At 60.7% G+C, this 20,236-nt stretch carries 20 protein-coding genes; 3 read left to right on the top strand and 17 right to left on the bottom strand.

Annotated elements, in window-relative coordinates; translation table 11 throughout:
- Positions 1–13: 13 nt before the first annotated feature.
- On the bottom strand, positions 14–1,468 hold the full coding sequence (locus tag BMZ23_RS00100) for a DUF3336 domain-containing protein (protein WP_093471149.1): 1,455 nt from the start codon (positions 1,466–1,468) through the stop codon (positions 14–16).
- A gap of 38 nt (positions 1,469–1,506) precedes the next feature.
- Positions 1,507–3,126, bottom strand: coding sequence for a wax ester/triacylglycerol synthase family O-acyltransferase (locus BMZ23_RS00095; RefSeq protein ID WP_093471148.1), 1,620 nt, complete (start codon positions 3,124–3,126; stop codon positions 1,507–1,509).
- A gap of 310 nt (positions 3,127–3,436) precedes the next feature.
- Here BMZ23_RS00095 and BMZ23_RS00090 point away from each other — a divergent pair, with 310 nt between their 5' ends.
- The gene (locus BMZ23_RS00090) at positions 3,437–4,630 is read left to right on the top strand and encodes a CaiB/BaiF CoA transferase family protein (protein ID WP_093471147.1); all 1,194 of its coding nucleotides are present in this window, start codon (positions 3,437–3,439) and stop codon (positions 4,628–4,630) included.
- A gap of 7 nt (positions 4,631–4,637) precedes the next feature.
- Here the strand turns inward: BMZ23_RS00090 and BMZ23_RS00085 are convergent, their stop codons facing one another.
- The 10 genes from BMZ23_RS00085 to ffh all read right to left on the bottom strand — a co-directional run bounded on the left by BMZ23_RS00085 (position 4,638) and on the right by ffh (position 14,381).
- Positions 4,638–6,026 (bottom strand): diguanylate cyclase, encoded by a 1,389-nt coding sequence (locus tag BMZ23_RS00085; protein ID WP_177197176.1) that lies wholly within the window; start codon positions 6,024–6,026, stop codon positions 4,638–4,640.
- 200 nt (positions 6,027–6,226) lie between these two features.
- Entirely contained in the window at positions 6,227–7,636 is a 1,410-nt protein-coding gene (gene thrC / locus BMZ23_RS00080) for a threonine synthase (protein WP_093471145.1), read from the bottom strand.
- A gap of 95 nt (positions 7,637–7,731) precedes the next feature.
- Entirely contained in the window at positions 7,732–9,036 is a 1,305-nt protein-coding gene (locus tag BMZ23_RS00075) for a homoserine dehydrogenase (protein ID WP_093471144.1), read from the bottom strand.
- Between the two features lie 89 nt (positions 9,037–9,125).
- On the bottom strand, positions 9,126–9,845 hold the full coding sequence (locus BMZ23_RS00070) for a thioredoxin fold domain-containing protein (RefSeq protein ID WP_093471143.1): 720 nt from the start codon (positions 9,843–9,845) through the stop codon (positions 9,126–9,128).
- 47 nt (positions 9,846–9,892) lie between these two features.
- Positions 9,893–10,807, bottom strand: coding sequence for a site-specific tyrosine recombinase XerD (xerD, locus tag BMZ23_RS00065; protein WP_093472066.1), 915 nt, complete (start codon positions 10,805–10,807; stop codon positions 9,893–9,895).
- A gap of 102 nt (positions 10,808–10,909) precedes the next feature.
- Positions 10,910–11,257 (bottom strand): 50S ribosomal protein L19, encoded by a 348-nt coding sequence (rplS, locus tag BMZ23_RS00060; RefSeq protein ID WP_093471142.1) that lies wholly within the window; start codon positions 11,255–11,257, stop codon positions 10,910–10,912.
- A gap of 32 nt (positions 11,258–11,289) precedes the next feature.
- Positions 11,290–12,039 (bottom strand): tRNA (guanosine(37)-N1)-methyltransferase TrmD, encoded by a 750-nt coding sequence (gene trmD, locus BMZ23_RS00055; protein ID WP_093471141.1) that lies wholly within the window; start codon positions 12,037–12,039, stop codon positions 11,290–11,292.
- A gap of 3 nt (positions 12,040–12,042) precedes the next feature.
- Positions 12,043–12,585 carry a ribosome maturation factor RimM gene (rimM, locus tag BMZ23_RS00050; RefSeq protein ID WP_093471140.1) on the bottom strand — a complete coding sequence of 181 codons (543 nt, stop codon included), beginning with the start codon at positions 12,583–12,585 and terminating at the stop codon, positions 12,043–12,045.
- A 1-nt stretch (position 12,586) separates the two neighbouring features.
- A complete protein-coding gene (gene rpsP / locus BMZ23_RS00045; protein ID WP_093471139.1) occupies positions 12,587–12,835 on the bottom strand; it encodes a 30S ribosomal protein S16 in 249 nt (82 codons plus the stop codon).
- A gap of 142 nt (positions 12,836–12,977) precedes the next feature.
- Positions 12,978–14,381: a signal recognition particle protein gene (ffh, locus tag BMZ23_RS00040; protein WP_093471138.1), complete on the bottom strand. Its 1,404-nt coding sequence runs from the start codon at positions 14,379–14,381 to the stop codon at positions 12,978–12,980.
- A gap of 170 nt (positions 14,382–14,551) precedes the next feature.
- On the opposite strand from ffh, the gene BMZ23_RS00035 reads away from it, so the two are divergent.
- Together BMZ23_RS00035 and BMZ23_RS00030 are read left to right on the top strand one after the other, a co-directional pair.
- Positions 14,552–15,352, top strand: coding sequence for a cytochrome C assembly family protein (locus BMZ23_RS00035; RefSeq protein ID WP_093471137.1), 801 nt, complete (start codon positions 14,552–14,554; stop codon positions 15,350–15,352).
- Positions 15,353–15,382: 30 nt separating this feature from the next.
- A complete protein-coding gene (locus BMZ23_RS00030; RefSeq protein WP_093471136.1) occupies positions 15,383–16,675 on the top strand; it encodes an HlyC/CorC family transporter in 1,293 nt (430 codons plus the stop codon).
- On the opposite strand, the gene BMZ23_RS00025 is transcribed toward BMZ23_RS00030, so the two are convergent.
- The 5 genes from BMZ23_RS00025 to BMZ23_RS00005 are packed head-to-tail and all read right to left on the bottom strand — an operon-like array spanning position 16,648 to position 19,919.
- Positions 16,648–17,304, bottom strand: a complete 657-nt coding sequence (locus BMZ23_RS00025; RefSeq protein WP_245748072.1) for an SGNH/GDSL hydrolase family protein — start codon at positions 17,302–17,304, stop codon at positions 16,648–16,650. The genes BMZ23_RS00030 and BMZ23_RS00025 overlap by 28 nt on opposite strands.
- 59 nt (positions 17,305–17,363) lie before the next feature.
- Entirely contained in the window at positions 17,364–18,545 is a 1,182-nt protein-coding gene (gene purT / locus BMZ23_RS00020) for a formate-dependent phosphoribosylglycinamide formyltransferase (RefSeq protein WP_093471134.1), read from the bottom strand.
- A 17-nt stretch (positions 18,546–18,562) separates the two neighbouring features.
- On the bottom strand, positions 18,563–18,784 hold the full coding sequence (locus BMZ23_RS00015; protein WP_093471133.1) for a DUF1289 domain-containing protein: 222 nt from the start codon (positions 18,782–18,784) through the stop codon (positions 18,563–18,565).
- Complete coding sequence (locus tag BMZ23_RS00010) at positions 18,784–19,308, bottom strand: gamma carbonic anhydrase family protein (protein WP_093471132.1); 525 nt, start codon at positions 19,306–19,308, stop codon at positions 18,784–18,786. Before BMZ23_RS00010 ends, BMZ23_RS00015 begins: the two co-directional genes overlap by 1 nt.
- Positions 19,305–19,919 carry an NUDIX hydrolase gene (locus tag BMZ23_RS00005; RefSeq protein ID WP_093471131.1) on the bottom strand — a complete coding sequence of 205 codons (615 nt, stop codon included), beginning with the start codon at positions 19,917–19,919 and terminating at the stop codon, positions 19,305–19,307. The genes BMZ23_RS00010 and BMZ23_RS00005 overlap by 4 nt, the downstream gene beginning before the upstream one ends.
- Positions 19,920–20,236: the final 317 nt, after the last annotated feature.

Below are 20,236 nucleotides of genomic sequence, written 5' to 3'. Positions count from 1 at the left end.
GCGCGGGTCAGCGTCACTTCTCCCAGTCGTGACTATGCAAAATTGAATCCAGAGTGCGGCTGACTGCGGTGCAGTTGCGCACCATCTCGACCCGCTCCCAGGTCGAGCGCTGGCCCTCGTGGATCAGCCGGTGCATGGCCTCGCGTGACGGCGGTGCCAGCAGGCGCAGGGGGTGATCCCAGCGATTACGCAGGAAAATATTGATATCGGCAGTGTAATCCTGGGCCAGCACACCATAGGTCAAATGCTGCATCAGGCTGAGTACCGGCGACTTGATGCGGATGTGATCGCGGCTGAAACGCAGGGTTTCGGCGGTTCCCATCTTCAGCAGGCGGGCCTGGAAGTTGAACAAGCTACGCGCCATGTTACGGGGCTTGTCCGGGTCCGGAGTGATCGCCAGCGCAGCCGGGTTGGTCATGCTCGAAATGAAGTGGTTGACCCCATACAGACGGGCCAACCGCTTGGCAGGCAGGTCATCGGCAAAGGAGCCGTCGATCCACTTCAGGTCCGGCAAATAAGGAACAGCCTCACCCGAAGCGTTGCGGCACATCAGGGTGACTGGCGGGTAGATGCCATAGATGGCGCAGGAAGCCATCACCGCCGAGCGGATCAGCACATTGGGCGCGGTGATAGCATTCAGCAGGCGTGGTGCCTGGCGCGGCGACAGACCAGTCACCGTAATATTGAGCTTGCGGCCTGTCAGCTCGAAAGCTTCATGAAAGGTCAGGTCGGGAATGATCTTGCCCAGGTAGTCACGCAGATTGTCGGCATCCATGTTCGGCCGCGAGTTGCCCAGCAACGACAGCGCCGGACGAATGGCATCGGTCTCGTCAACCTCGTGGTGCAGGTTGTCCAGACTCAGACGCTGGTGCAGCTCGTCGTCGGTATGGGTACAGGCGGTAGCGGCCAGAATCGAGCCGGCGCTGGAGCCGGAAATGATGTCCGGCAACAATCCCTGTTCAAACAGTGCGCGCAGCACGCCAGCATGGAAGAAGCCAAGCACCGCGCCCCCACTGAGCATCAGTGCCGAGCGGCCATTGCAATGGCTGGCGCGCAGGAAGAAATCCTTGCGCACCTCAGGGCTGATAATGCTGTCATCGACCTGGTCGATATCCTCAAGCGCACCGCACAGCTCGTCGATATAACGCACGATCAGGTTCTTGGTGCCCAGCTTGGCCTTACTGTACAGCGATGGCTTGCCGATACCACCGAGATTGCCATGAATACCTTCATTGAGCACGAACAGCAACTGCTGGTAATCCCGCCGGAAACGCAGGTCACGGATCACATCCAGCCGTTGCCGGATGGAGCGATAGTCATAGCTTTCGCAGGCATCGTCCTGCTTCCAGTCGTCCAGACCATTTTCATGGTCATACTGACCGGCGAGCTCCGTCCACTGTTCGTAACTCTGCGCCTGCTCCATCTCACGCAGCAACTGGCGACTTCGATTACCCTGTAAGAGTTTCATGCATTACTCCTGTCGCCACCCTGCGGGCGGCGGCTTGATCATTCGGTTTTGGCTGCTGCAGGGCTTGCATCGGCACCGGCAGAAAGGGGTTCCTTGATGTCTGTGCTTGCCACATCAACCACCTTGACCTTGGCGCGACCGTTGCCACGCTTACCGGAAGCCGCCTTGCGAACCGATGCCGGTAAAGTCGCAGCCGGCTCACCGATAACCGCAGTCTCTTCCATCATGCGACTGGCCCGCTCAAGCAGCCGTGCGCGTTGCAGGTACTCATCGGTAGCGTCTTGCAGACACTGGATATAGATATCCATATCCGGCATCACGCCACGATCGGCCAGCACGCCTACAGCCAACTTGTCATAGATGCCGGTGATGCCATGGGTGATCGCCATGCCGTCGGCAATCGGCACCATGGGTGTCACCTTGCGAATAAGCGCACCGGCAAAATATTGTGGGGTCATACCGGGAATGCCCGGCACATTGGTGATCAGCATATTGGTTACCGGCACCTTGCTGCCCAGGCGTGCCTTGTTCTGCATCCAGGCGGTCATGGAGCGCATATAGGGCGGAATCATCTCGCCTGCTGCGAAACTCAGCTCGTTGAGCACCTCGCGTGCCAACGGAATACCCTTGGCAGTTCGACGGTTAACTGCACGCAAGCGCTCGACCGGGTCATCAATATCAGTACCAACACCGATATACATTGCAGAAACCAGATTACCGCCGTCCTTCTTTGCCTCATCTGGGCGTACCGAGACCGGACACATGGACACCAGCGACAGATCCGGCAACTGGTTACGCTGCATCAGGTAACGGCGCATGCCACCGCCGATAATGGCAATGATCACATCATTCAAACTGGCGCCCGGGCACAAGGCACGCAACGACTTGAGGTCCTTGATGCTCCACTCGAGCGCGCCATAACTGCGGTGCGGGCTGACATCGGTATTGAAAATACTGCGCGGTACGCGCTTCTGCTCGGGCATGGCATCAGTGCGCAGCCGCTTGAACAACTCTATGCTCTTGCGACTGAAGGTAACACCGGCCTTCATGCTACGTAATGACTGCCCAAGCATGCGGGGCGTGGTACGCGCCCACATCTCCAGGCGACTCGGGGCACGCTCGGCAACCACCACCTGGTCCTGCCGACCATATTCGTGATTGGCCGTGGTTTCCATCAGCGCCTCGCTCAATTCGAGGCTGGCCTTGCCGTCCACATAGGCATGATGGAAACGGATCAGCACGGCAAAGCTGCCTGGCGGCACACCCTCGACATTGTTCAGCCCCTCGATGATGTACACCTCCCAAGGCGCGCGGCGCATGTCGACGCTGCGTGACATGGTACGTGCCGTGAAAATACACAGCTGTCGCCAGTCGCCGGGCTGTGGCAAGCCCACATGGCGCACGTGGTACTCCAGATCAAAGTTCGGATCATCCAGCCAATAGGGATCGTCCAGCCCGAACGGAGCCTGCTCCAGCCGCCGGCGGAAATACGAGGTGCGGTTAAGACGATCCTCGATGTACTGCAGGATTTCCTTATGCCTGACCATGCCGCCCGGCGCCGTACTCTGGTCACACAACCAGAGACTGCCGATCATCATCGGCTGATCGGGCGTTTCGAAATAATAGAAATGCGAATCCATCGGGCTCAGTTGTTTCATGGCGCAGCATCCTCACCGGCTATGTTTTTCAAAGGTTTCAAAGCGAGACATGCACTGATCATTTACCATTTTCAATACAAACGTATTTGTTGCGATCAAGGCATCAATAAAAGATGTTAGGCCATAAAAGAACATATTTATGACCTACAGACTTTACGAGACATTATTGTTGAATGTAATTATAGCCATCATCCTGCCGCGTGACCAATCAGACCGACGAATGACCAGCCAGTTACGACCATACGGGGATGGATGACAAGCCAACCCGTGCTGGGTACCCTGCCTGAAACACTGTCACGGAGCCGCCCGCATGACTGGCAAACCCCTGCATGGCCTGCGCGTTATCGAACTTGGCAGCCTGATTGCCGGCCCCTTTGCCGCGCGTATCTGCGCCGAGTTCGGTGCCGAGGTAATCAAGGTCGAATCCCCGGATGGCGGCGATCCGCTGCGCAAATGGCGCAAGCTGTACCAGGGCACCTCGCTGTGGTGGTTCGTCCAAGCGCGCAACAAGCGCTGCATCACCCTGAATCTCAAACACCCCGAGGGTCGCGAGGTGCTGCGCCGGCTGCTGGCTGACGCCGATCTGCTGATCGAAAACTTTCGCCCCGGCGTGCTGGAAAAACTCGGTTTTGACTGGGACAGCCTGCATGCGCTGAATCCGAAACTGGTGATGCTGCGCCTGTCCGGCTTTGGCCAGAGTGGACCGCTAAAGGACCAGCCAGGATTTGGTGCGGTCGGCGAATCGATGGGCGGCCTGCGCTACATCACCGGCTTTGAAGATCGCCCGCCGGTGCGTACCGGCATTTCCATTGGCGACTCGATTGCCGCCCTCTGGGGAGTGATTGGCGCCCTGATGGCGCTGCGCGAGCGCGAAGTGCGCGGGGGCACTGGCCAGGTGGTCGATGTGGCGCTCTACGAGGCCGTGTTCGCCATGATGGAATCGATGGTGCCAGAGTTCGATGTGATGGGCTTTGTGCGCGAGCGCAGCGGCAATATCATGCCCGGCATCACGCCCTCCTCCATCCACACCTGCGCCGATGGCCGGCATATCCAGATCGGCGCCAATGGTGATGCGATCTTCCAGCGTTTCATGCAGGCGATTGGCCGGGATGATCTGGCAGCAGATCCCTCACTGGCTGACAATGCCGGGCGTGATGCCCGACGTGACGAACTCTACGGAGCGATCGACCGCTGGGCGGCCAGCCTCCCGCTGGATCAGGCAGAAGCGCTGCTGCAGGCCGCCGAGGTGCCGGCCAGCCGGATATTCTCGGTGGCTGACATGTTTCGCGACCCGCAGTTTCTCGCTCGAGACATGTTCCTCAAGGGTAACCTGCCGGACGGCCAGGCCTTTCAGATGCCCGGCATTGTGCCCAAGCTGCAGGGCACACCGGGGTCAGTCGAATGGACCGGACCGGCACTGGGCGAACATAATGACCAGGTGCTGACTGAACTGGGCTACAGCCCACAGCAGATAAACAGCCTGCGCGAGCAGGGCTGCATCTGAAAGGCTCTCAGCAGCACGACTCGACCCGGTCACGGCCAGCATGTTTGGCCCGGTACAGCGCTTGATCAGCTCGCTGGAACAAATCCTGACCACCATCTGGCGCGCCCCCCTGTGTCTGCAGACAAGCCACGCCAGCACTCACCGTCAGGCGTCCGCCCGGTTCGAAATGCTTGCTGCGCACCTGTTCCAGCAAGCGCTGGGCCAGACTCAGGGCCGCTTCGCGTGGTGTTTCACTGCAGATCACCAGAAACTCTTCGCCACCCCAGCGGAACAGCTTGTCGGTTTCACGCAAATTGGCCTGCAGCAACAAGGCCATCGCCCTGAGCACCTGATCACCGACCAAGTGTCCCTGTGAATCATTGATGGCCTTGAAGTGGTCGATGTCGAGAATAATCACCGACAAAGGGCGCTCGAAACGCCGCGCCCGCAGCAACTCATGCTGGAACCACTCATCCAGTGCATTGCGGTTGCCGACGCCGGTAAGCGCATCTGTTCTGGCCATTCCGGCGAGCCGCCTGTTCAGCCGGCGCAAGCGCAGATGCCAGAACAGGCTGGTGATCACCACTGCCAGCAACAAGGCCATCAGCATGCTGACCAAGCGCCAATCCGTGACCTTTTGCGCGACCACCTGCATACCCGTGTGCCGGGCAACAATCTGCATGCGCTCGGTATCAGTAATGCTGGCAACCCCCTTGTTCAGGATGTCACGCAGCGTGGTTTCCGACTTCAGCACCCCCATGCGCAACTGGTTGTGATAACCGGGAACCTCACCGGAAATCTTCAGGTTGAACCAGCCCTCGCTGCGAATGGTATGTGCCGCGACTACCAGTGAGCGCAACGACATATCGGCCTTGCGGTCGACTACCAATTGCAGTGCTTCCTGCTCTGACGCGGTGCCAATAATGCGGATATGCGGGAAATCCCTTGCGAAGCGTTCAGCCATGGCGGTGCCACGCGGCAACGCGATACCGACATTCTGCAGCTGTGCCACATCACTGATAAAGGGCGTGTCCTCGCGGGTGATCAGCACATTCGGATCTTCCAGCAGCGGCTCGGTGAAGATCAGCCAGCGCTCCCGCTCCGGCGTGCTGTTGAGGAAACTCAGGGCCATGCACTCACCCGCCTGGGAAGCCGCCAGACTGGCCTCCCAATCAACCGTCGGAAACAGCTGGATATTCAGGCCAGTGCGCTCTGCCACCAGCGCAATCAGGTCAGCGGCAATACCTTCATGCTGCCCGTTACGACTGATCTGTTCGAATGGCCACCAGTCAGGATCGACACACAGACTGACCTGTGAATGAGCGCGAAGATAGGCTTGCTCGGACTCGTTCAGCGCCAGAGCAGCAGCATACAAGGGCGTGCAAAACCCGAACAGACACAAGAAGGATACTGGCAATAGATATTGCCGGACGGCACGCCACTGGAATAACACACGAGACCCTCCCCACAGCCCCTTACAGGGTAGTCGGGACGAGAGCAGATTGCCATGAAGGGCGGCCGGAACAGGCACGCCCGAATGGCTTCAACCCTGACATCGGGTTCCTGAGCAACAGTGCGAGGAGCGCAGCGACGCTGCAATCCATGCGGAGTGGCGGATTACAGCGGCTTGCCGCGGTTGCCGTGATCGGCTACGAACTGCTGAACCACCTTGAGTTCATTGGCCAGTACCGTGCAACGCTCAGGCCGCTGGAACAGATCGTCCAGATGCGCAGGCAGCGCCGGCTCGTCACCCACCGCAGCCTGACGCACCGCGTCCGGAAACTTCACCGGATGGGCGGTACCCAGGGTGATCATCGGGATCGACTGGCTGCGCCGGCACTCACGCGCCGCACGCACGCCAATCGCGGTATGCGGGTCAAGCAGTTCACCGGTGTCGCGATAGACCTCGGCGATGGTCGAGCAAGTGCCCTCATCATCCACCGCCAGCGAGTCGAACAGCTTGCGCGCTTCGGTCCAGCGGTCATCCTCGACCGACAGCTTGCCGCTCTGACGGAAGCTGTCCATCAGTTCAGCCACCAGCGCCCCGTTGCGACCATGCAGGTCAAACAGCAGACGCTCGAAGTTCGACGACACCATGATGTCCATCGACGGCGACAGTGACGGATGCAAGGTGTCCTTGTCGTAGGTGTTACCGCTCATAAAGCGGTGCAGGATGTCATTGCGGTTGGTAGCGACGATCAGCTGGCTGATCGGCAGGCCCATGTTACGCGCCAGGTAGCCGGCAAAGATGTCACCGAAGTTGCCGGTGGGCACCGAGAACGCCATCGAGCGCGCCGGCCCACCCAGCTGCAGCGCCGCATGGAAGTAGTAGACGATCTGCGCCATGATGCGCGCCCAGTTGATCGAGTTGACCGCCACCAGCCGGGTGCCCTTGAGGAAGCCCTGATCGGCGAAGCTGGCCTTGACCATCTCCTGACAGTCATCGAAGTTGCCTTCGATGGCGATGTTATGGATGTTGTCGCCAAGGATGGTGGTCATCTGCCGGCGCTGCACTTCGGACACCCGGTTGTGCGGGTGCAGGATGAAGATGTCGACATTCTCGCAACGCCGGCAACCCTCGATGGCCGCCGAGCCGGTGTCACCCGAGGTCGCGCCCATGATCACCACACGCTCACCGCGCTTGACCAGGAAGTGGTCAAGCAGGCGACCCAGCAGTTGCAGGGCAAAGTCCTTGAACGCCAGAGTCGGGCCGTGGAACAGCTCAAGCACCCACTCGTTGCTATCGAGCTGGCGCAGCGGCGCCACCGCGCTGTGCGCAAATACGCCGTAGGTATCCTTGAGGATGGCCTTGAAGTCGGCGTCGCTGATCGAGCCGGTTACAAACGGACGCATCACCTTGAACGCCAGCTCGTGGTACGGCAGACCTGCCCAGGAGGCGATTTCTTCCTGGGTGAAGTGCGGCAGGTTTTCCGGCACATACAGACCACCGTCACTGGCCAGACCGGCCAGCAGCACATCTTCAAAATTCAAAGCCGGCGCCTGGCCGCGAGTACTGATATAACGCATTTCCCAAACCTTCGGTTTGAGCTACAAGTTCCGAGCGGCAAGCTACAAGAGGGCTGGCCCGGCTTGCAGCTTGAAGCTTGTGGCTTACAGCTGTGTTAGTTAAGTTGTTCCACCCGGATCCGGATGACCGGGCCGGCGATATCTTCCAGCGCCTCGATGGCGGCGATGGCATCGTTCATCTGCTGCTCTATCACCTCATGGGTGAGCAGGATCATCGGTACCAGACCATCCTGTTCCTCGGCCTCCATCTGCACGATAGACTCGATGTTGATGCCGCGTTCCGACAGAATGGTCGCCACCTTGGCCAGTACACCCGGGCGATCCTGGGCATGCAGACGCAAATAATAGGCGGTCTCGATCTGTTCCACCGGCAGCACCGGCAGATCCGACAGGCTGTTGGCCTGGAAGGCCAGATGCGGCACCCGGTTGTTCGGGTCGGTAGTCAGCGTACGCACCACATCGATAATGTCGGCTACCACCGCCGAGGCGGTAGGCTCTGCCCCCGCACCAGCACCGTAGTAAAGAGTCGGGCCGACCGCATCACCATGCACCATCACCGCATTCATCACGCCATTCACGTTGGCGATCAGGCGATCTTCGGGGATCAGGGTCGGATGCACGCGCAGCTCCACACCCGTTTCGGTGCGGCGAGCCACACCCAGATGCTTGATGCGATAACCCAGCGCCTCGGCGTAGTTCACATCATCCGTGGTCAGCCTGGTGATGCCTTCAGTGTAGGCCTTGTCGAACTGCAGCGGTATACCAAAAGCAATCGAGGCCAAAATGGTCAGCTTGTGCGCCGCGTCAATGCCTTCCACATCAAAGGCCGGATCGGCTTCGGCATAGCCGAGCGCCTGGGCTTCAGCCAGCACGTCCTCGAAGGCACGACCCTTGTCGCGCATTTCGGTGAGGATGAAGTTGCCGGTACCGTTGATAATACCGGCTACCCAGTTGATGCGGTTGGCTGCCAAACCTTCGCGCAGCGCCTTGATGATCGGGATGCCACCGGCTACCGAGGCCTCGAAGGCCACCATCACACCTTTCTCGCTGGCTGCCTTGAAAATTTCATTGCCGTGCACGGCAATCAGCGCCTTGTTGGCAGTGACCACATGCTTGCCATTGGCGATTGCACGCATCACCACATCACGTGCCACCCCGTAGCCACCGATCAGCTCGACGATGATGTCGATCTCGGGATTGTCGACCAGCGCAAACACATCCTCGGTGACCGGGGTGTCGCCCAGTTCGCAGGCCGGATTCAGATGCCGCGCGGCAATCTGCTCCACCTCGATGTCGCGTCCGGCGCGCCGGGCAATCTCGGCGGCATTGCGCTTGAGGACATTGAAGGTGCCACCGCCGACGGTGCCCAATCCACATATTCCAACTTTGACCGGTCTCAAACTAGGGTCTCCGCGTATCAGATCATGTTGTCATTCGTTGAGTGACCGCCCGGACGGGCAGCCACCAGAGTTTATTAGGCCTGCAGCCCTTATTGATTTGCCAGCGCATCGCGGGCCAGCAAACCGGCCGGCTTGTAACCGGGTATCAAGGTGCCGTTCGCTGTAAAGATCGCCGGCGTACCCTGCACGCCGATCTGCGAGCCCAGTTCAAGCTGACGCTCCAGCGGATTGTCACAGGTACGCTTGGGTATGCGCTTACCCTGCTTGGCACGCGTCATGGCGTCCTTGCGGTCTTCGGCGCACCAGATCGACTGCATCACCTCGGCCGTTGGCGAGCCCAGGCCCGCCCGTACAAAGCTGGCATAACGCACCTCGATACCGAGGCTCATCAGCTCGTCAATTTCCTCGTGCAGCTTGCGGCAATAACCGCAGTCCACATCGGTAAACACCGTAATATGTGTTTTTGGCTGATCGGGGGAGAACACTACCAGCTCATCGGTCGGCAGCGCAGTCAGCACGCCGGCGACCGCCTTGGCCTCAACCTCGGCAGTAAGGTTACGCGGACGCTCACCGGAGAGATCAAACAACGTCCCCTGAATCAGAAACTGGCCGTCCGCACTGGCATACAGCAAACGCCCGTTATCCATCTGCACCTGGTACAGCCCAGGCATCGGCGACTCGCTGATCGCCTGGATGGCGAATGGCAAATCAAGCCCGGCCAGACCCTCACGGATCTGCTGCTCGGGACCAGCCTGCAGCAGGCTGGAAAACAGGCCGATCAGAGCACCGGCAAGCAATTTAAGACGCATGCAATTCTCCTGTTCAAGACCGGCAAGCTTACCACGATTGCCGCGCGTCACCCACGGGGATGATGCTGGGCGTGCAGCTCGCGCAGCCGCTGACGTGCCACGTGGGTATATATCTGGGTAGTCGACAGGTCGCTGTGTCCAAGCAGGAGCTGAACCACCCGCAGGTCAGCCCCGTGATTCAGCAGATGGGTGGCAAAGGCATGGCGCAACCCGTGGGGCGACAGCGAGGCGTCTATTCCGGCAACCCCGGCATGCAGCTTGATACGATGCCAGAAGGTCTGGCGGGTCATCTGTCGCGCCTGACGGCTGGGGAACAACACATCCGAGGGCTGACCGGCCAGCAGCGGCGCACGTCCCTGCTGCAGGTACTGCTCCAGCCAGTGCATGGCCTCTTCGCCCAGCGGCACCAGCCGTTCCTTCCCGCCCTTACCGGTAATGCGCACCACGCCCTGGCGCAGGTTCAGCTGATCCAGGCGCAGTCCAACCAGTTCGCTGACCCGCAAACCGGTGGCATACAGCACCTCGAGCATGCAGCGATCACGCAGCCCAAGCAGCTCATCCAGCACCGGCGCGGCCAGCAGCGCCTCGACATCCGCCTCGCTCAGCGCCTTGGGCAACGGCCGCCCGACCTTGGGCATGGCGATGTGCAGGGTCGGATCCTCGCTGATGCGGCCGTCACGCAATGCCTGCCGGTAAAAACCGCGCAGGCAGGACAACAGCCGGGCGCTGGATCGCGCCTTGTAGCCCTGCTCAATGCGCCAGCCAAGATAGCCAAGCAACTGATCGGCACGCGCCTTGAGCAATTCGCCGCCCTGCGCCGCCAGCCAGCGTGCCAGCAACTGCAAGTCACTGCGATAGGCTTCCAGGCTGTGAGGCGACAACCCACGCTCCAGCCACAACGCATCGATATGTGCATCAATAAGCCGGGCGGCGGTGTCGGGAAGTGCGGGCAGCTCAGTCATGGCAGGCAGTGTGCAGCGCCGGGACAATACTCGCAAGCCGGCAAACAGGCGCAAAAAAGCAGCCCGGAGGCTGCTTTTTCGATACCGCGTAACCGGTCAGGCTCAGCCGAGCTTTTCCTTGATACGGGCGGCCTTGCCGGACAGTTCGCGCAGGTAGTACAGCTTGGCCTTGCGCACGTCACCACGACGCTTGACGGTGATGCTGTCAACCAGCGGCGAGTAGGTCTGGAAGGTACGCTCAACGCCAACACCGCTGGAGATCTTGCGTACGGTGAAGGCCGAGTTCAGGCCACGGTTGCGCTTGCCGATAACCACACCTTCGAAGGCCTGCAGGCGCTGACGATCACCTTCCTTTACCTTTACCTGAACAATCACGGTGTCACCCGGGGCAAACGGGGGGACTTCCTTGGTCATCTGTTCTGCTTCAATCTGGGCAATAATCTTGGACATTTTATGCTCCTGCGCAAGCCGCCGGACTTGCATTACGGGTTATCGGTTGCCTGCTCGCGGATAAATTCCGCCAACAGCTTCTGCTGTTCTTCGCTCAAGTCACGTCGGTCGAGCAACTCTGGCCGGCGATGCCAGGTTCTGCCCAGTGACTGCTTGAGTCGCCAGCGCCGGATCAGTTCATGATTGCCACTGAGCAGCACCTCCGGTACGCGCCGCTCGGCAAATTCTTCAGGACGGGTGTAATGCGGGCAATCCAGCAGCCCATCCGTGAATGAATCCTCTACCGCTGAATCCGCATGCCCGAGCACGCCGGGGATCAGACGGGTTACTGCATCCAGGAGCACCATGGCTCCCAGCTCACCACCGGACAACACATAGTCACCGATGGAAATTTCTTCATCGACACACATCTCGATGATGCGCTCGTCGATGCCTTCATAGCGCCCGCAGATCAACAGCAGACTGTCGAGCTGCGCCAGCTCCTGCACCCGCTGCTGATCCAGCGGCCGCCCCTGGGGCGACAGGTAGATCACCCGTGGCCGGGCCGGCGCCTGCTGCTGCAGGCTGTCAATCGCGGCCAGCAACGGCTCGACCTTCATCAGCATGCCGGGGCCGCCACCGAAGGGGCGATCATCCACCGTGCGATGGCGGTCGTGGGCATGCTCACGCGGACTGCTGAACGCCAGCTGTAGCTGACCACGCTTGACCGCCCGACCGGTGACACCGTGCTCACTGAGAGCAGCAAACATCTCCGGGAACAGACTGACCACGCCAGCCCACACCGATCAGAACTCCGGATCCCAGTCGACCTGCATGACACCCTGCTGCAAATCTATGTCCAGCACATACTGGCCGGGCAGATACGGCAGCAGACGCTCGCGCTGGTCAATGCTCCCCTCGCAGGGCTTGACCACCATCACGTCGTTAGAACCAGTCTCCAGCAAATGATCGATCACACCGAGTAGCTGCCCCTCTCGGGTCACCACGCGCAGACCTTCCAGCTGATGCCAGTAGAACTCGCCATCCTGCAAATCCGGCAGCTGCTCGCGTGGCAGACAGATTTCCCAGCCAACCAGCTCGAGGGCCTGATTGCGATCGGCAACCCCCTTGAGACTGGCGACCAGTACCCTGCCCTGCAGCCGCCCGCCGGTTACCCGCAGCGTCTGCTGCTGACCATCGCGGCGTAGTGTCCACTGCGGATAGTCGAGCAGATTGTCCAGCGGGTCGGTGTGCGAATACACCTTGACCGCGCCGCGGATCCCATGGGCCGAGACTATCTTGCCCAGCACCAGCAGATCACTGGCCGGCGCCACGGGCTCGAGACTCATCTCAGGCGGAAGCCTGATTTTCCTTCAGCAGAGCGGCGACGCGCTCGGAGGGCTGGGCGCCCTGGCTCAGCCAGTAGCTGACACGCTCCTGGTTCACCGACAGACGAATTTCAGCACCGGTGGCAACCGGGTTGAAAAAGCCAACGCGCTCGACGAAACGGCCGTCACGGGCGTTGCGGCTGTTGGCAACGGTCAGGTGATAGAAGGGGCGCTTCTTGGAGCCGCCGCGAGCGAGACGAATAGTTACCATGTGGACTTCGTTCCTGTATTGAGTAACGCATGTTGCTGCATTGGTTGGGTCACCACATGCGCACGCATGCCGGGTACCCGAAAGGTCGCGTATTCTACGGAATTGCGCGACCGTTGAAAACTGTTTTTTCCGCCAGCGCCATTCAGAACTTCGGCATGCCGCCCGGCGGCAGCATGCCACCGCCGCCCATGCCACCGCCCATGCCACCCATGCCGCGCATCAGCTTGGACAAACCGCCCTTTCCAGCGACCTTTTTCATCATCTTCTGCATCTGCTTGTGCTGCTTGATCAGACGACCGATGTCCTGAATCTGGGTACCGGAACCGGCGGCGATGCGGCGCTTGCGCGAACCACTGATAATGTCCGGATTGCGCCGCTCACCAGGGGTCATCGAGTTGATGATCGCCTCCATCTGGCGGAACTGCTTCTCGGCCTGGGTCTGCGCGGTTTCCATCTGCGAGGGGCTGATCTTGCCGCCCATCATTGGCAGCTTGTCCATCATCGAACCCAGACCGCCCATGCTGCGCATCTGCTGCAACTGGTCGCGGAAATCTTCCAGATCGAAGCCCTTGCCCTTCTTCAGCTTCTGCGCCAGCTTGTCGGCCTTGGCCTTGTCGAGCTTCTGCTCGGCCTGCTCGATCAGACTGAGCACGTCACCCATGCCGAGGATGCGCGAGGCAACCCGGTCAGGATGGAAGGGTTCGAGGGCGTCGGTCTTCTCGCCAACCCCGAGGAACTTGATCGGTTTGCCGGTGATATGGCGTACCGACAGCGCTGCACCACCGCGCGCATCACCGTCGACCTTGGTCAGGATCACCCCGGTCAGCGGCAGCGCTTCGTTGAAAGCCTGGGCGGTATTAGCCGCATCCTGACCGGTCATGGCGTCGACCACAAACAGGGTTTCCGCCGGACGCGCCGCCGCATGCACCCGCTTGATCTCGTCCATCATGTCGGCATCGACATGCAGACGACCGGCGGTATCGACGATCAGCACATCCATAAAGGTGTTCTTCGCCTCGCGCATCGCCGCCTCGACGATGGCGACCGGCTGCTGCCCGGCATCCGATGGGAAGAAGGTCACCCCGACCTCGGCGGCCAGGGTCTCGAGCTGTTTGATCGCCGCCGGACGGTAGACGTCGGCACTCACCACCATGACCTTTTTCTTCTGCCGCTCGCGCAGGGTCTTGGCCAACTTGGCGACGCTGGTGGTCTTGCCCGCGCCCTGCAGACCGGCCATCAGGATCACTGCCGGCGGGGTCACCGCCAGATTCAGCGGTACCGCCTCACCCATGACCGCTTCCAGCTCGGCCTTGATGATCTTGACGAACACTTGCCCCGGCGACAGGCTGCGCGAGACTTCCTGACCCACCGCACGATCACGCACCTGATCAACAAAGGTCTTGACCACCGGCAGCGCCACGTCCGCCTCAAGCAACGCCATACGCACTTCGCGTAGCGTGTCCTTGATGTTGTCCTCGGTCAGCTTGGCCCGGCCAGTAAGGCCGCGCAGGCTGTGCGATAGGCGGTCCGTGAGGTTTTCGAACATCGGTGCATCTCCAGGTCAGGGTGCGCTGTTTCAAGCGGCGCAGTATACCCTGCCGCGTCAAGGCGTGCAGCAGTCACGCCGCAGCCGGCTGCCCAACGCGCCGAAACGCTTTATCGGCACCGTCGCTTGTGCGACACTGCGGTTCTGTCGTCATTTATAGCCAAGGACACATGACCGCCCTGATTTCCAGCCTGCTGGCAGCCGCCCTTTACCTCGCCGGCACCCTATATCAGGCGCGCAGCCTGCAACTGCGCACAACCATCAACCCGCACCTGCTACGTGGTATCGGTGCTGCGGCGCTGGTCGTCCACGCCATCAGCATGGCAGCACTGATCTTCAACAACGGCTCGCTGGCCCTCGGTTTCTTTAACGTATCATCACTGATCGCCTGGCTGGTGGTTGCAGTAGTACTGGTCTCCAGTCTGCAAGCACCGGTCACCAGTCTGTTCCTCGGGCTCTTCCCGCTGGCCTTTGTCACCACGCTCCTTTCGCTATTCCTGCCCGATCACCGTTCACTGGTAATTGCCGGCAATGGCGGCTTGCTCGCACATATACTGTTATCCATCCTTGCCTACGGCATCATTACCATTGCGGTTTTCCAGGCCGTTCTTTTGGCAGTACAGGACTATCAGCTACGGCATCGACACCCGACTCGCTTTATGGGTACCTTCCCCCCGTTACAGACGATGGAGCACCTGCTGTTTCAGTACCTGTTATGCGGTGAGACCCTGCTGACCCTGGCGCTGCTGTCCGGCTTCCTGTTCGTCGGCGACATGCTGGCTGACGAGGTGATGCACAAGACGCTGCTATCACTACTGGCCTGGATCACCTTTGGCATTCTGTTGTGGGGGCGCTTTATGCGCGGCTGGCGTGGCAGTCTGGCAATCCGCTGGACCCTCGGCGGCTTTCTACTACTGGCACTGGCCTACTTCGGCAGCAAGCTGGTGCGCGAATTCATTCTGCCGCTGTGAACCGTCTACCCGACACTCCAAGGTAAAACCGTGAACGAATCCCATACCGGGGCGCTGCTGATTCTGCTGGTCATCCTGATCATGCTCTCGGCGTTTTTCTCCAGCTCCGAAACCAGCATGATGAGCCTCAATCGCTATCGCCTGAAGCACTTGACCAAGCAAGGTCACAAGGGTGCCGGGCGCGCTTCGCGCCTGCTGGAGCGACCAGACCGCCTGCTCGGCACCATTCTGGTTGGCAACAATATCGTCAACATTCTGGCCGCCTCGATCGCCACCGTTCTGGCTGTGCATTTCTGGGGCGAGGCCGGCATCGCCATCGCCACCTTCGGACTGACCATCATCATTCTGATCTTCGGTGAAATTACCCCGAAAACCCTGGCAGCTCTGCGTCCGGAGCGTATTGCCTATCCTGTGAGCATAGTGCTGCTGGTGTTGCAGAAGTTACTGTATCCGGTGGTCTGGGCCTGTGGCGCGATCAGCAACATGCTTCTTCGCCTGCTCGGGGTCAATCCCGGCGACCACAGCGGCGACCAGCTGTCCACCGAGGAACTGCGTACCGTGGTGCGCGAAGCGGGTCTGGGCATTACCCGCAACCGCCAGAACATGCTGCTGGGCATCCTTGACCTGGAGAAGATGACAGTTAACGACATCATGGTGCCGCGCAACGAAACTATCGGCATCGATCTGGATGACGACATCGCCAGCATCAGCACCCTGCTGCGCAACTGCCGGCATACCCGCCTGCCGGTTTTTCGCGGCGATATCAATCAGGTCAGCGGCATTGTGCACATGCGCGCCATTGCGCGCCTGCTGAGCCGTGGCGAGCTGACCCACGAAGCACTGATCGAAGCCTGCAAGGAACCCTATTTCATTCCGGAAAGTACACCGCTGCATACTCAGCTGATTAACTTCCAGAAGCAGAAACGCCGAATTGCCATGGTGGTCGATGAATATGGCGACGTGATTGGCCTGGTGACGCTGGAAGACATCCTCGAGGAGATCGTTGGCGAGTTCACCACTGATCTGTTGCTGACCAATCAGGATATTCACCCACAGGATGATGGCAGCCATGTCATCGATGGTAGCGCGGCGATCCGTGACATTAACCGACACCTGCTATGGAAACTGCCGGCCGATGGCCCGAAAACCCTCAACGGGCTGATTACCGAGCAACTGGAAAGCATCCCGGACACCAGCGTGTGCCTGAGCATCGGCAACTACCGCATGGAAATTTTGCAGATCAAGGACAATATGGTGAAAAGCGTGCGCGTCTGGCCACGTAAACTGTCGCCAGCTCAAAACGAGCCATCTGCCAGCAACTGATCGGCCAACAGGCCAGCCCACTGCCGGTAGCCCAGGGCCGAGGGGTGATAGCCGTCAGCGGCCAGCAACTCCGGCTGCAATCCGGCCACGACTGGCACATGCAAGCAGTTTTTGCGCCGCGCCAGATCGCGCAGATCGCCATCCAGCAAGCTGGCGCGCAAACCGAACCAGCCGCGCAGCGGCTGTGGCAAGGCAGCAAACTCACCGACCGGCGGCACGCCACAGAGCAGTAACCGTTGACTGCGTGCCTGCAAACTCTCCAGCAATTGCCCAATTTCCCGGCGCCAGCGCCAGCGCGTCGTCAGGTGTGTGGTGTCATTCACACCCAGGACCAGCACTGCCAGATCCCAGTCACCCTGCACCTTAGGTATCAGCGCCGACAGGCAATCGCGTGCCCGCGCCCCGTTGCTGCCTATTGCTTGCCACTCGACGCTGCGCCCCAGCCGTTGCGCCAACTGCGCCGCCAACTGGCCGGCCAGTGCCTGCTGCTGGCTGGCCACACCCACACCAGCCACGGTGGACTCGCCAAGCAGCAACAGCCGCAACGGCCGTGCCTGGCAGCCGGCAATCCGGTATTGGTCCTGCTGTGGACCGCCAGCTTCCGGCAAACGCAGGGCAGTCCGCTTCACCCACAATGCCTGCGGCAGCAATAGCGGCAATGCCGGTGCCAGCAGGTACCAGGCGCGGCTCAGAGCTGCACCTCAATTCGTGAAATCACCCGCAACGCCTTATCCACGGCCGCCTCAACCGATTCCGCGCGCGCCAGGGCCACCCCCATACGCCGCTGCCCGCGCACCTCCGGCTTGCCAAACAGGCGCAACTGGGTATCCGGCTCAGCCAGTGCCTGCTGCAGATTGCCGAAGCGCGGCTGGCTGGACTCGCCCTCCACCAGTAGCACGGCCGAAGCGGACGGGCCAAGCTGGCGAATCGCCGGGATCGGCAAACCGAGAATAGCCCGCACATGCAGTGCAAACTCGGACAGGTCCTGGGAAATCAGGGTCACCATGCCGGTATCGTGCGGACGCGGCGACACCTCGCTGAACCAGACCTGATCGCCACGCACAAACAGCTCGACACCAAACAGGCCATAGCCGCCCAAGGCCTCGACCACCTTCCGCGCCACCTCGCGGGCACGCTGCAGCGCCAGCGCCGACATCGCCTGCGGCTGCCAGGACTCGCGGTAATCACCGGCCTCCTGGCGATGGCCGATCGGCTCGCAAAAGTCGATACCGCCCACATGGCTTACGGTCAGCAGGGTGATTTCGTAATCGAAATCGACAAAGCCCTCAATGATCACCCGCCCCTTGCCGGCGCGCCCGCCAGCCTGGGCGTAGTCCCAGACAGCCTGCAATTGCGCGGCCTCGCGCAACACACTCTGGCCCTTGCCGGAAGAACTCATCACCGGCTTGACCACGCAGGGCATGCCGATGGCCTCGACCGCTGCAACATATTCCTCAAAAGTATCGGCAAATCGATAGGGCGAGGTCGGCAGCCCCAGTTGCTCGGCGGCCAGCCGGCGGATGCCCTCACGATCCATGGTCAGCCAGGCGGCGCGCGCGGTGGGAATCACCCGCCAGCCCTGCTGTTCCAGCTCCAGCAAGGCTGGTGTAGCGATGGCCTCGATCTCCGGCACGATCAGATCCGGCCGTTCGGCCTCGATCAGCGCGCGCAGAACTTCGGCATCCAGCATGTCGATCACCCGCCAGTGCTGTGCCACCTGCATCGCCGGCGCATTGGCGTAGCGGTCCACGGCGATCACTTCGCAGCCGAGACGCAACAGCTCGATCGCCACCTCCTTGCCCAGCTCACCCGAACCCAGCAGCATCACCCGGGTTGCGCCCGCGCTGCCCGGTGTTCCAATCACACTCATATTGACTCCCCCGACTGTCAGCGACCGATGCGCGGCGGCGCCGAAGACATCAGCAAGCCCTGCTCTGCCGCCCGCTGGCGACTGCGTTTGAGTACTTCCATCTGCTCCTCGGTGCTCATCTGGCCCCAGCGGCTGATTTCGCTGCCGCTGCGCTGGCAGCCGATGCAGATGTCGTTGTCATCCAGCGCGCAGATGCCCACACAGGGCGAGCGTACCTGGAGCTGCGGCGGACGCGCCATCAGTCCTCCTGCACCTTGAGATCGCGGCGGTAGCGCGCGGCGTTGTGCACATAGTGGGCGGCGCTGGCTTCGAGCATTTTTTTCTGCGCATCGCTCAGGCTGCGCACCACCTTGCCCGGCGAACCCACTACCAGCGAACCGTCTGGAATCTCCTTGCCTTCAGGGATCAGCGTGTTGGCGCCGATGATGCAGTACTTGCCGATCTTCGCCCCATTGAGAATCACCGCATTGATGCCGACCAGACTGTAGTCACCCACAGTGCAGCCATGCAGCATGGCGTTGTGACCAACCGTAACCCCTTTACCGAGGGTCAACGGATAGCCCATATCGGTATGCATCACCGCGCCATCCTGCACATTGCTGTGCTCGCCAATCAGGATCAGTTCGTTGTCGCCACGCAACACCGCAGAAAACCAGACATTGGCGCCGGCCTCCAGCCGCACCTTGCCAATCACCGCCGCGCTGTCGGCAATCCAGGCATCATCGGCCATCTCCACCCGCGACTCACCCAGGCTGTACTTCATCGTTTATCCTCCTGGCGCCCAGCGCCACTGTCCTGCGGGGCATGCAAGGCAATTCCCGCGTCAAAGGCTACATTCATCAGCTCAGCCAGCATCAGGGCGGTCAGCCCCCAGATCTTGTGGCCGGCAAAGCGGTAGCTGGGCACGTACCAGCTGCGCCCCTGATAATCGATGCGATGGGTCATTTCCCGGCGGTCATCCAGAAAGAACTCCACCGGCACCCGGAATACCTCTTCAATCTCACCACTGTTCGGTGCCAGATCGAACACCTCCGGCACTATGCCGACCCAGGGCGTGACCTTGATACCGTAGCGCGACACCAGACTGTCCATCGGGCCGACCACCTCGACCAGCTCCGGCAGCAAACCAATTTCCTCGTGCGCCTCACGCAGCGCGGTATGACAGAGGTCGATATCCCCCGGATCACGCCGTCCACCGGGGAAGGCCACCTCGCCGGAATGGGTCGACAGCCGCTGCGAGCGCACGGTGAGTATCACCTCGGGATTCGCCGAACCGGTCAGCGGAATCAATACGCCGGCCTCCGGCAGACCGGATGCGTCGATCTCCCGGGGCTGGTGTAGCGGAACCCGCTGGCGCAGCAGCTCGACAAGCATTCAACTCACCTCACAAAACCGATTCCGGATCATGGCACGGACAGGCACGTCCGACCACACCCCTGCTGGCGGGTGAATAATACGATATATGTGGCAGGCGGTGCGGTGTTCCGGGCTATGGGCACGAGCCGCTGGATGGGGGGAACCGGGGTCAGATGAAAAGGTCTGCAGGGCCAGAGCAGCAGGCATTAATTGTCATCGGCATTAATTGTCATCTGACCCGAATGGCACTAAGTTAAGCTGCTTTTGCACGATAGCGGTAGCGATGAGGGGCCTCGGTCATTTCATGTCTGTGCGTCGTCAATAAGCCATATGGC

The sequence above is a fragment of the Halopseudomonas yangmingensis genome, from assembly GCF_900114825.1.
Classification (GTDB): Bacteria; Pseudomonadota; Gammaproteobacteria; order Pseudomonadales; family Pseudomonadaceae; genus Halopseudomonas; species Halopseudomonas yangmingensis.
Note: the sequence above shows the minus strand (reverse complement) of the source record. Positions and strands in the feature narration are given on the sequence as shown.

Bases quoted from the DNA above. Each gene is read 5' to 3' on its own strand.
- BMZ23_RS00090 (WP_093471147.1), top strand. From the start codon at position 3,437: ATGACTGGCAAACCCCTGCATGGCCTGCGCGTTATCGAACTTGGCAGC.
- BMZ23_RS00070 (WP_093471143.1), bottom strand. From the start codon at position 9,845: ATGCGTCTTAAATTGCTTGCCGGTGCTCTGATCGGCCTGTTTTCCAGC.
- thrC (WP_093471145.1), bottom strand. From the start codon at position 7,636: ATGCGTTATATCAGTACTCGCGGCCAGGCGCCGGCTTTGAATTTTGAA.
- BMZ23_RS00005 (WP_093471131.1), bottom strand. From the start codon at position 19,919: ATGCTTGTCGAGCTGCTGCGCCAGCGGGTTCCGCTACACCAGCCCCGG.
- BMZ23_RS00010 (WP_093471132.1), bottom strand. From the start codon at position 19,308: ATGAAGTACAGCCTGGGTGAGTCGCGGGTGGAGATGGCCGATGATGCC.
- BMZ23_RS00100 (WP_093471149.1), bottom strand. From the start codon at position 1,468: ATGAAACTCTTACAGGGTAATCGAAGTCGCCAGTTGCTGCGTGAGATG.
- rplS (WP_093471142.1), bottom strand. From the start codon at position 11,257: ATGTCCAAGATTATTGCCCAGATTGAAGCAGAACAGATGACCAAGGAA.
- purT (WP_093471134.1), bottom strand. From the start codon at position 18,545: ATGAGTGTGATTGGAACACCGGGCAGCGCGGGCGCAACCCGGGTGATG.
- ffh (WP_093471138.1), bottom strand. From the start codon at position 14,381: ATGTTCGAAAACCTCACGGACCGCCTATCGCACAGCCTGCGCGGCCTT.
- BMZ23_RS00095 (WP_093471148.1), bottom strand. From the start codon at position 3,126: ATGAAACAACTGAGCCCGATGGATTCGCATTTCTATTATTTCGAAACG.
- rimM (WP_093471140.1), bottom strand. From the start codon at position 12,585: ATGAGTCTCGAGCCCGTGGCGCCGGCCAGTGATCTGCTGGTGCTGGGC.
- rpsP (WP_093471139.1), bottom strand. From the start codon at position 12,835: ATGGTAACTATTCGTCTCGCTCGCGGCGGCTCCAAGAAGCGCCCCTTC.
- xerD (WP_093472066.1), bottom strand. From the start codon at position 10,807: ATGACTGAGCTGCCCGCACTTCCCGACACCGCCGCCCGGCTTATTGAT.
- BMZ23_RS00015 (WP_093471133.1), bottom strand. From the start codon at position 18,784: ATGGCGCGTCCGCCGCAGCTCCAGGTACGCTCGCCCTGTGTGGGCATC.
- BMZ23_RS00035 (WP_093471137.1), top strand. From the start codon at position 14,552: ATGACCGCCCTGATTTCCAGCCTGCTGGCAGCCGCCCTTTACCTCGCC.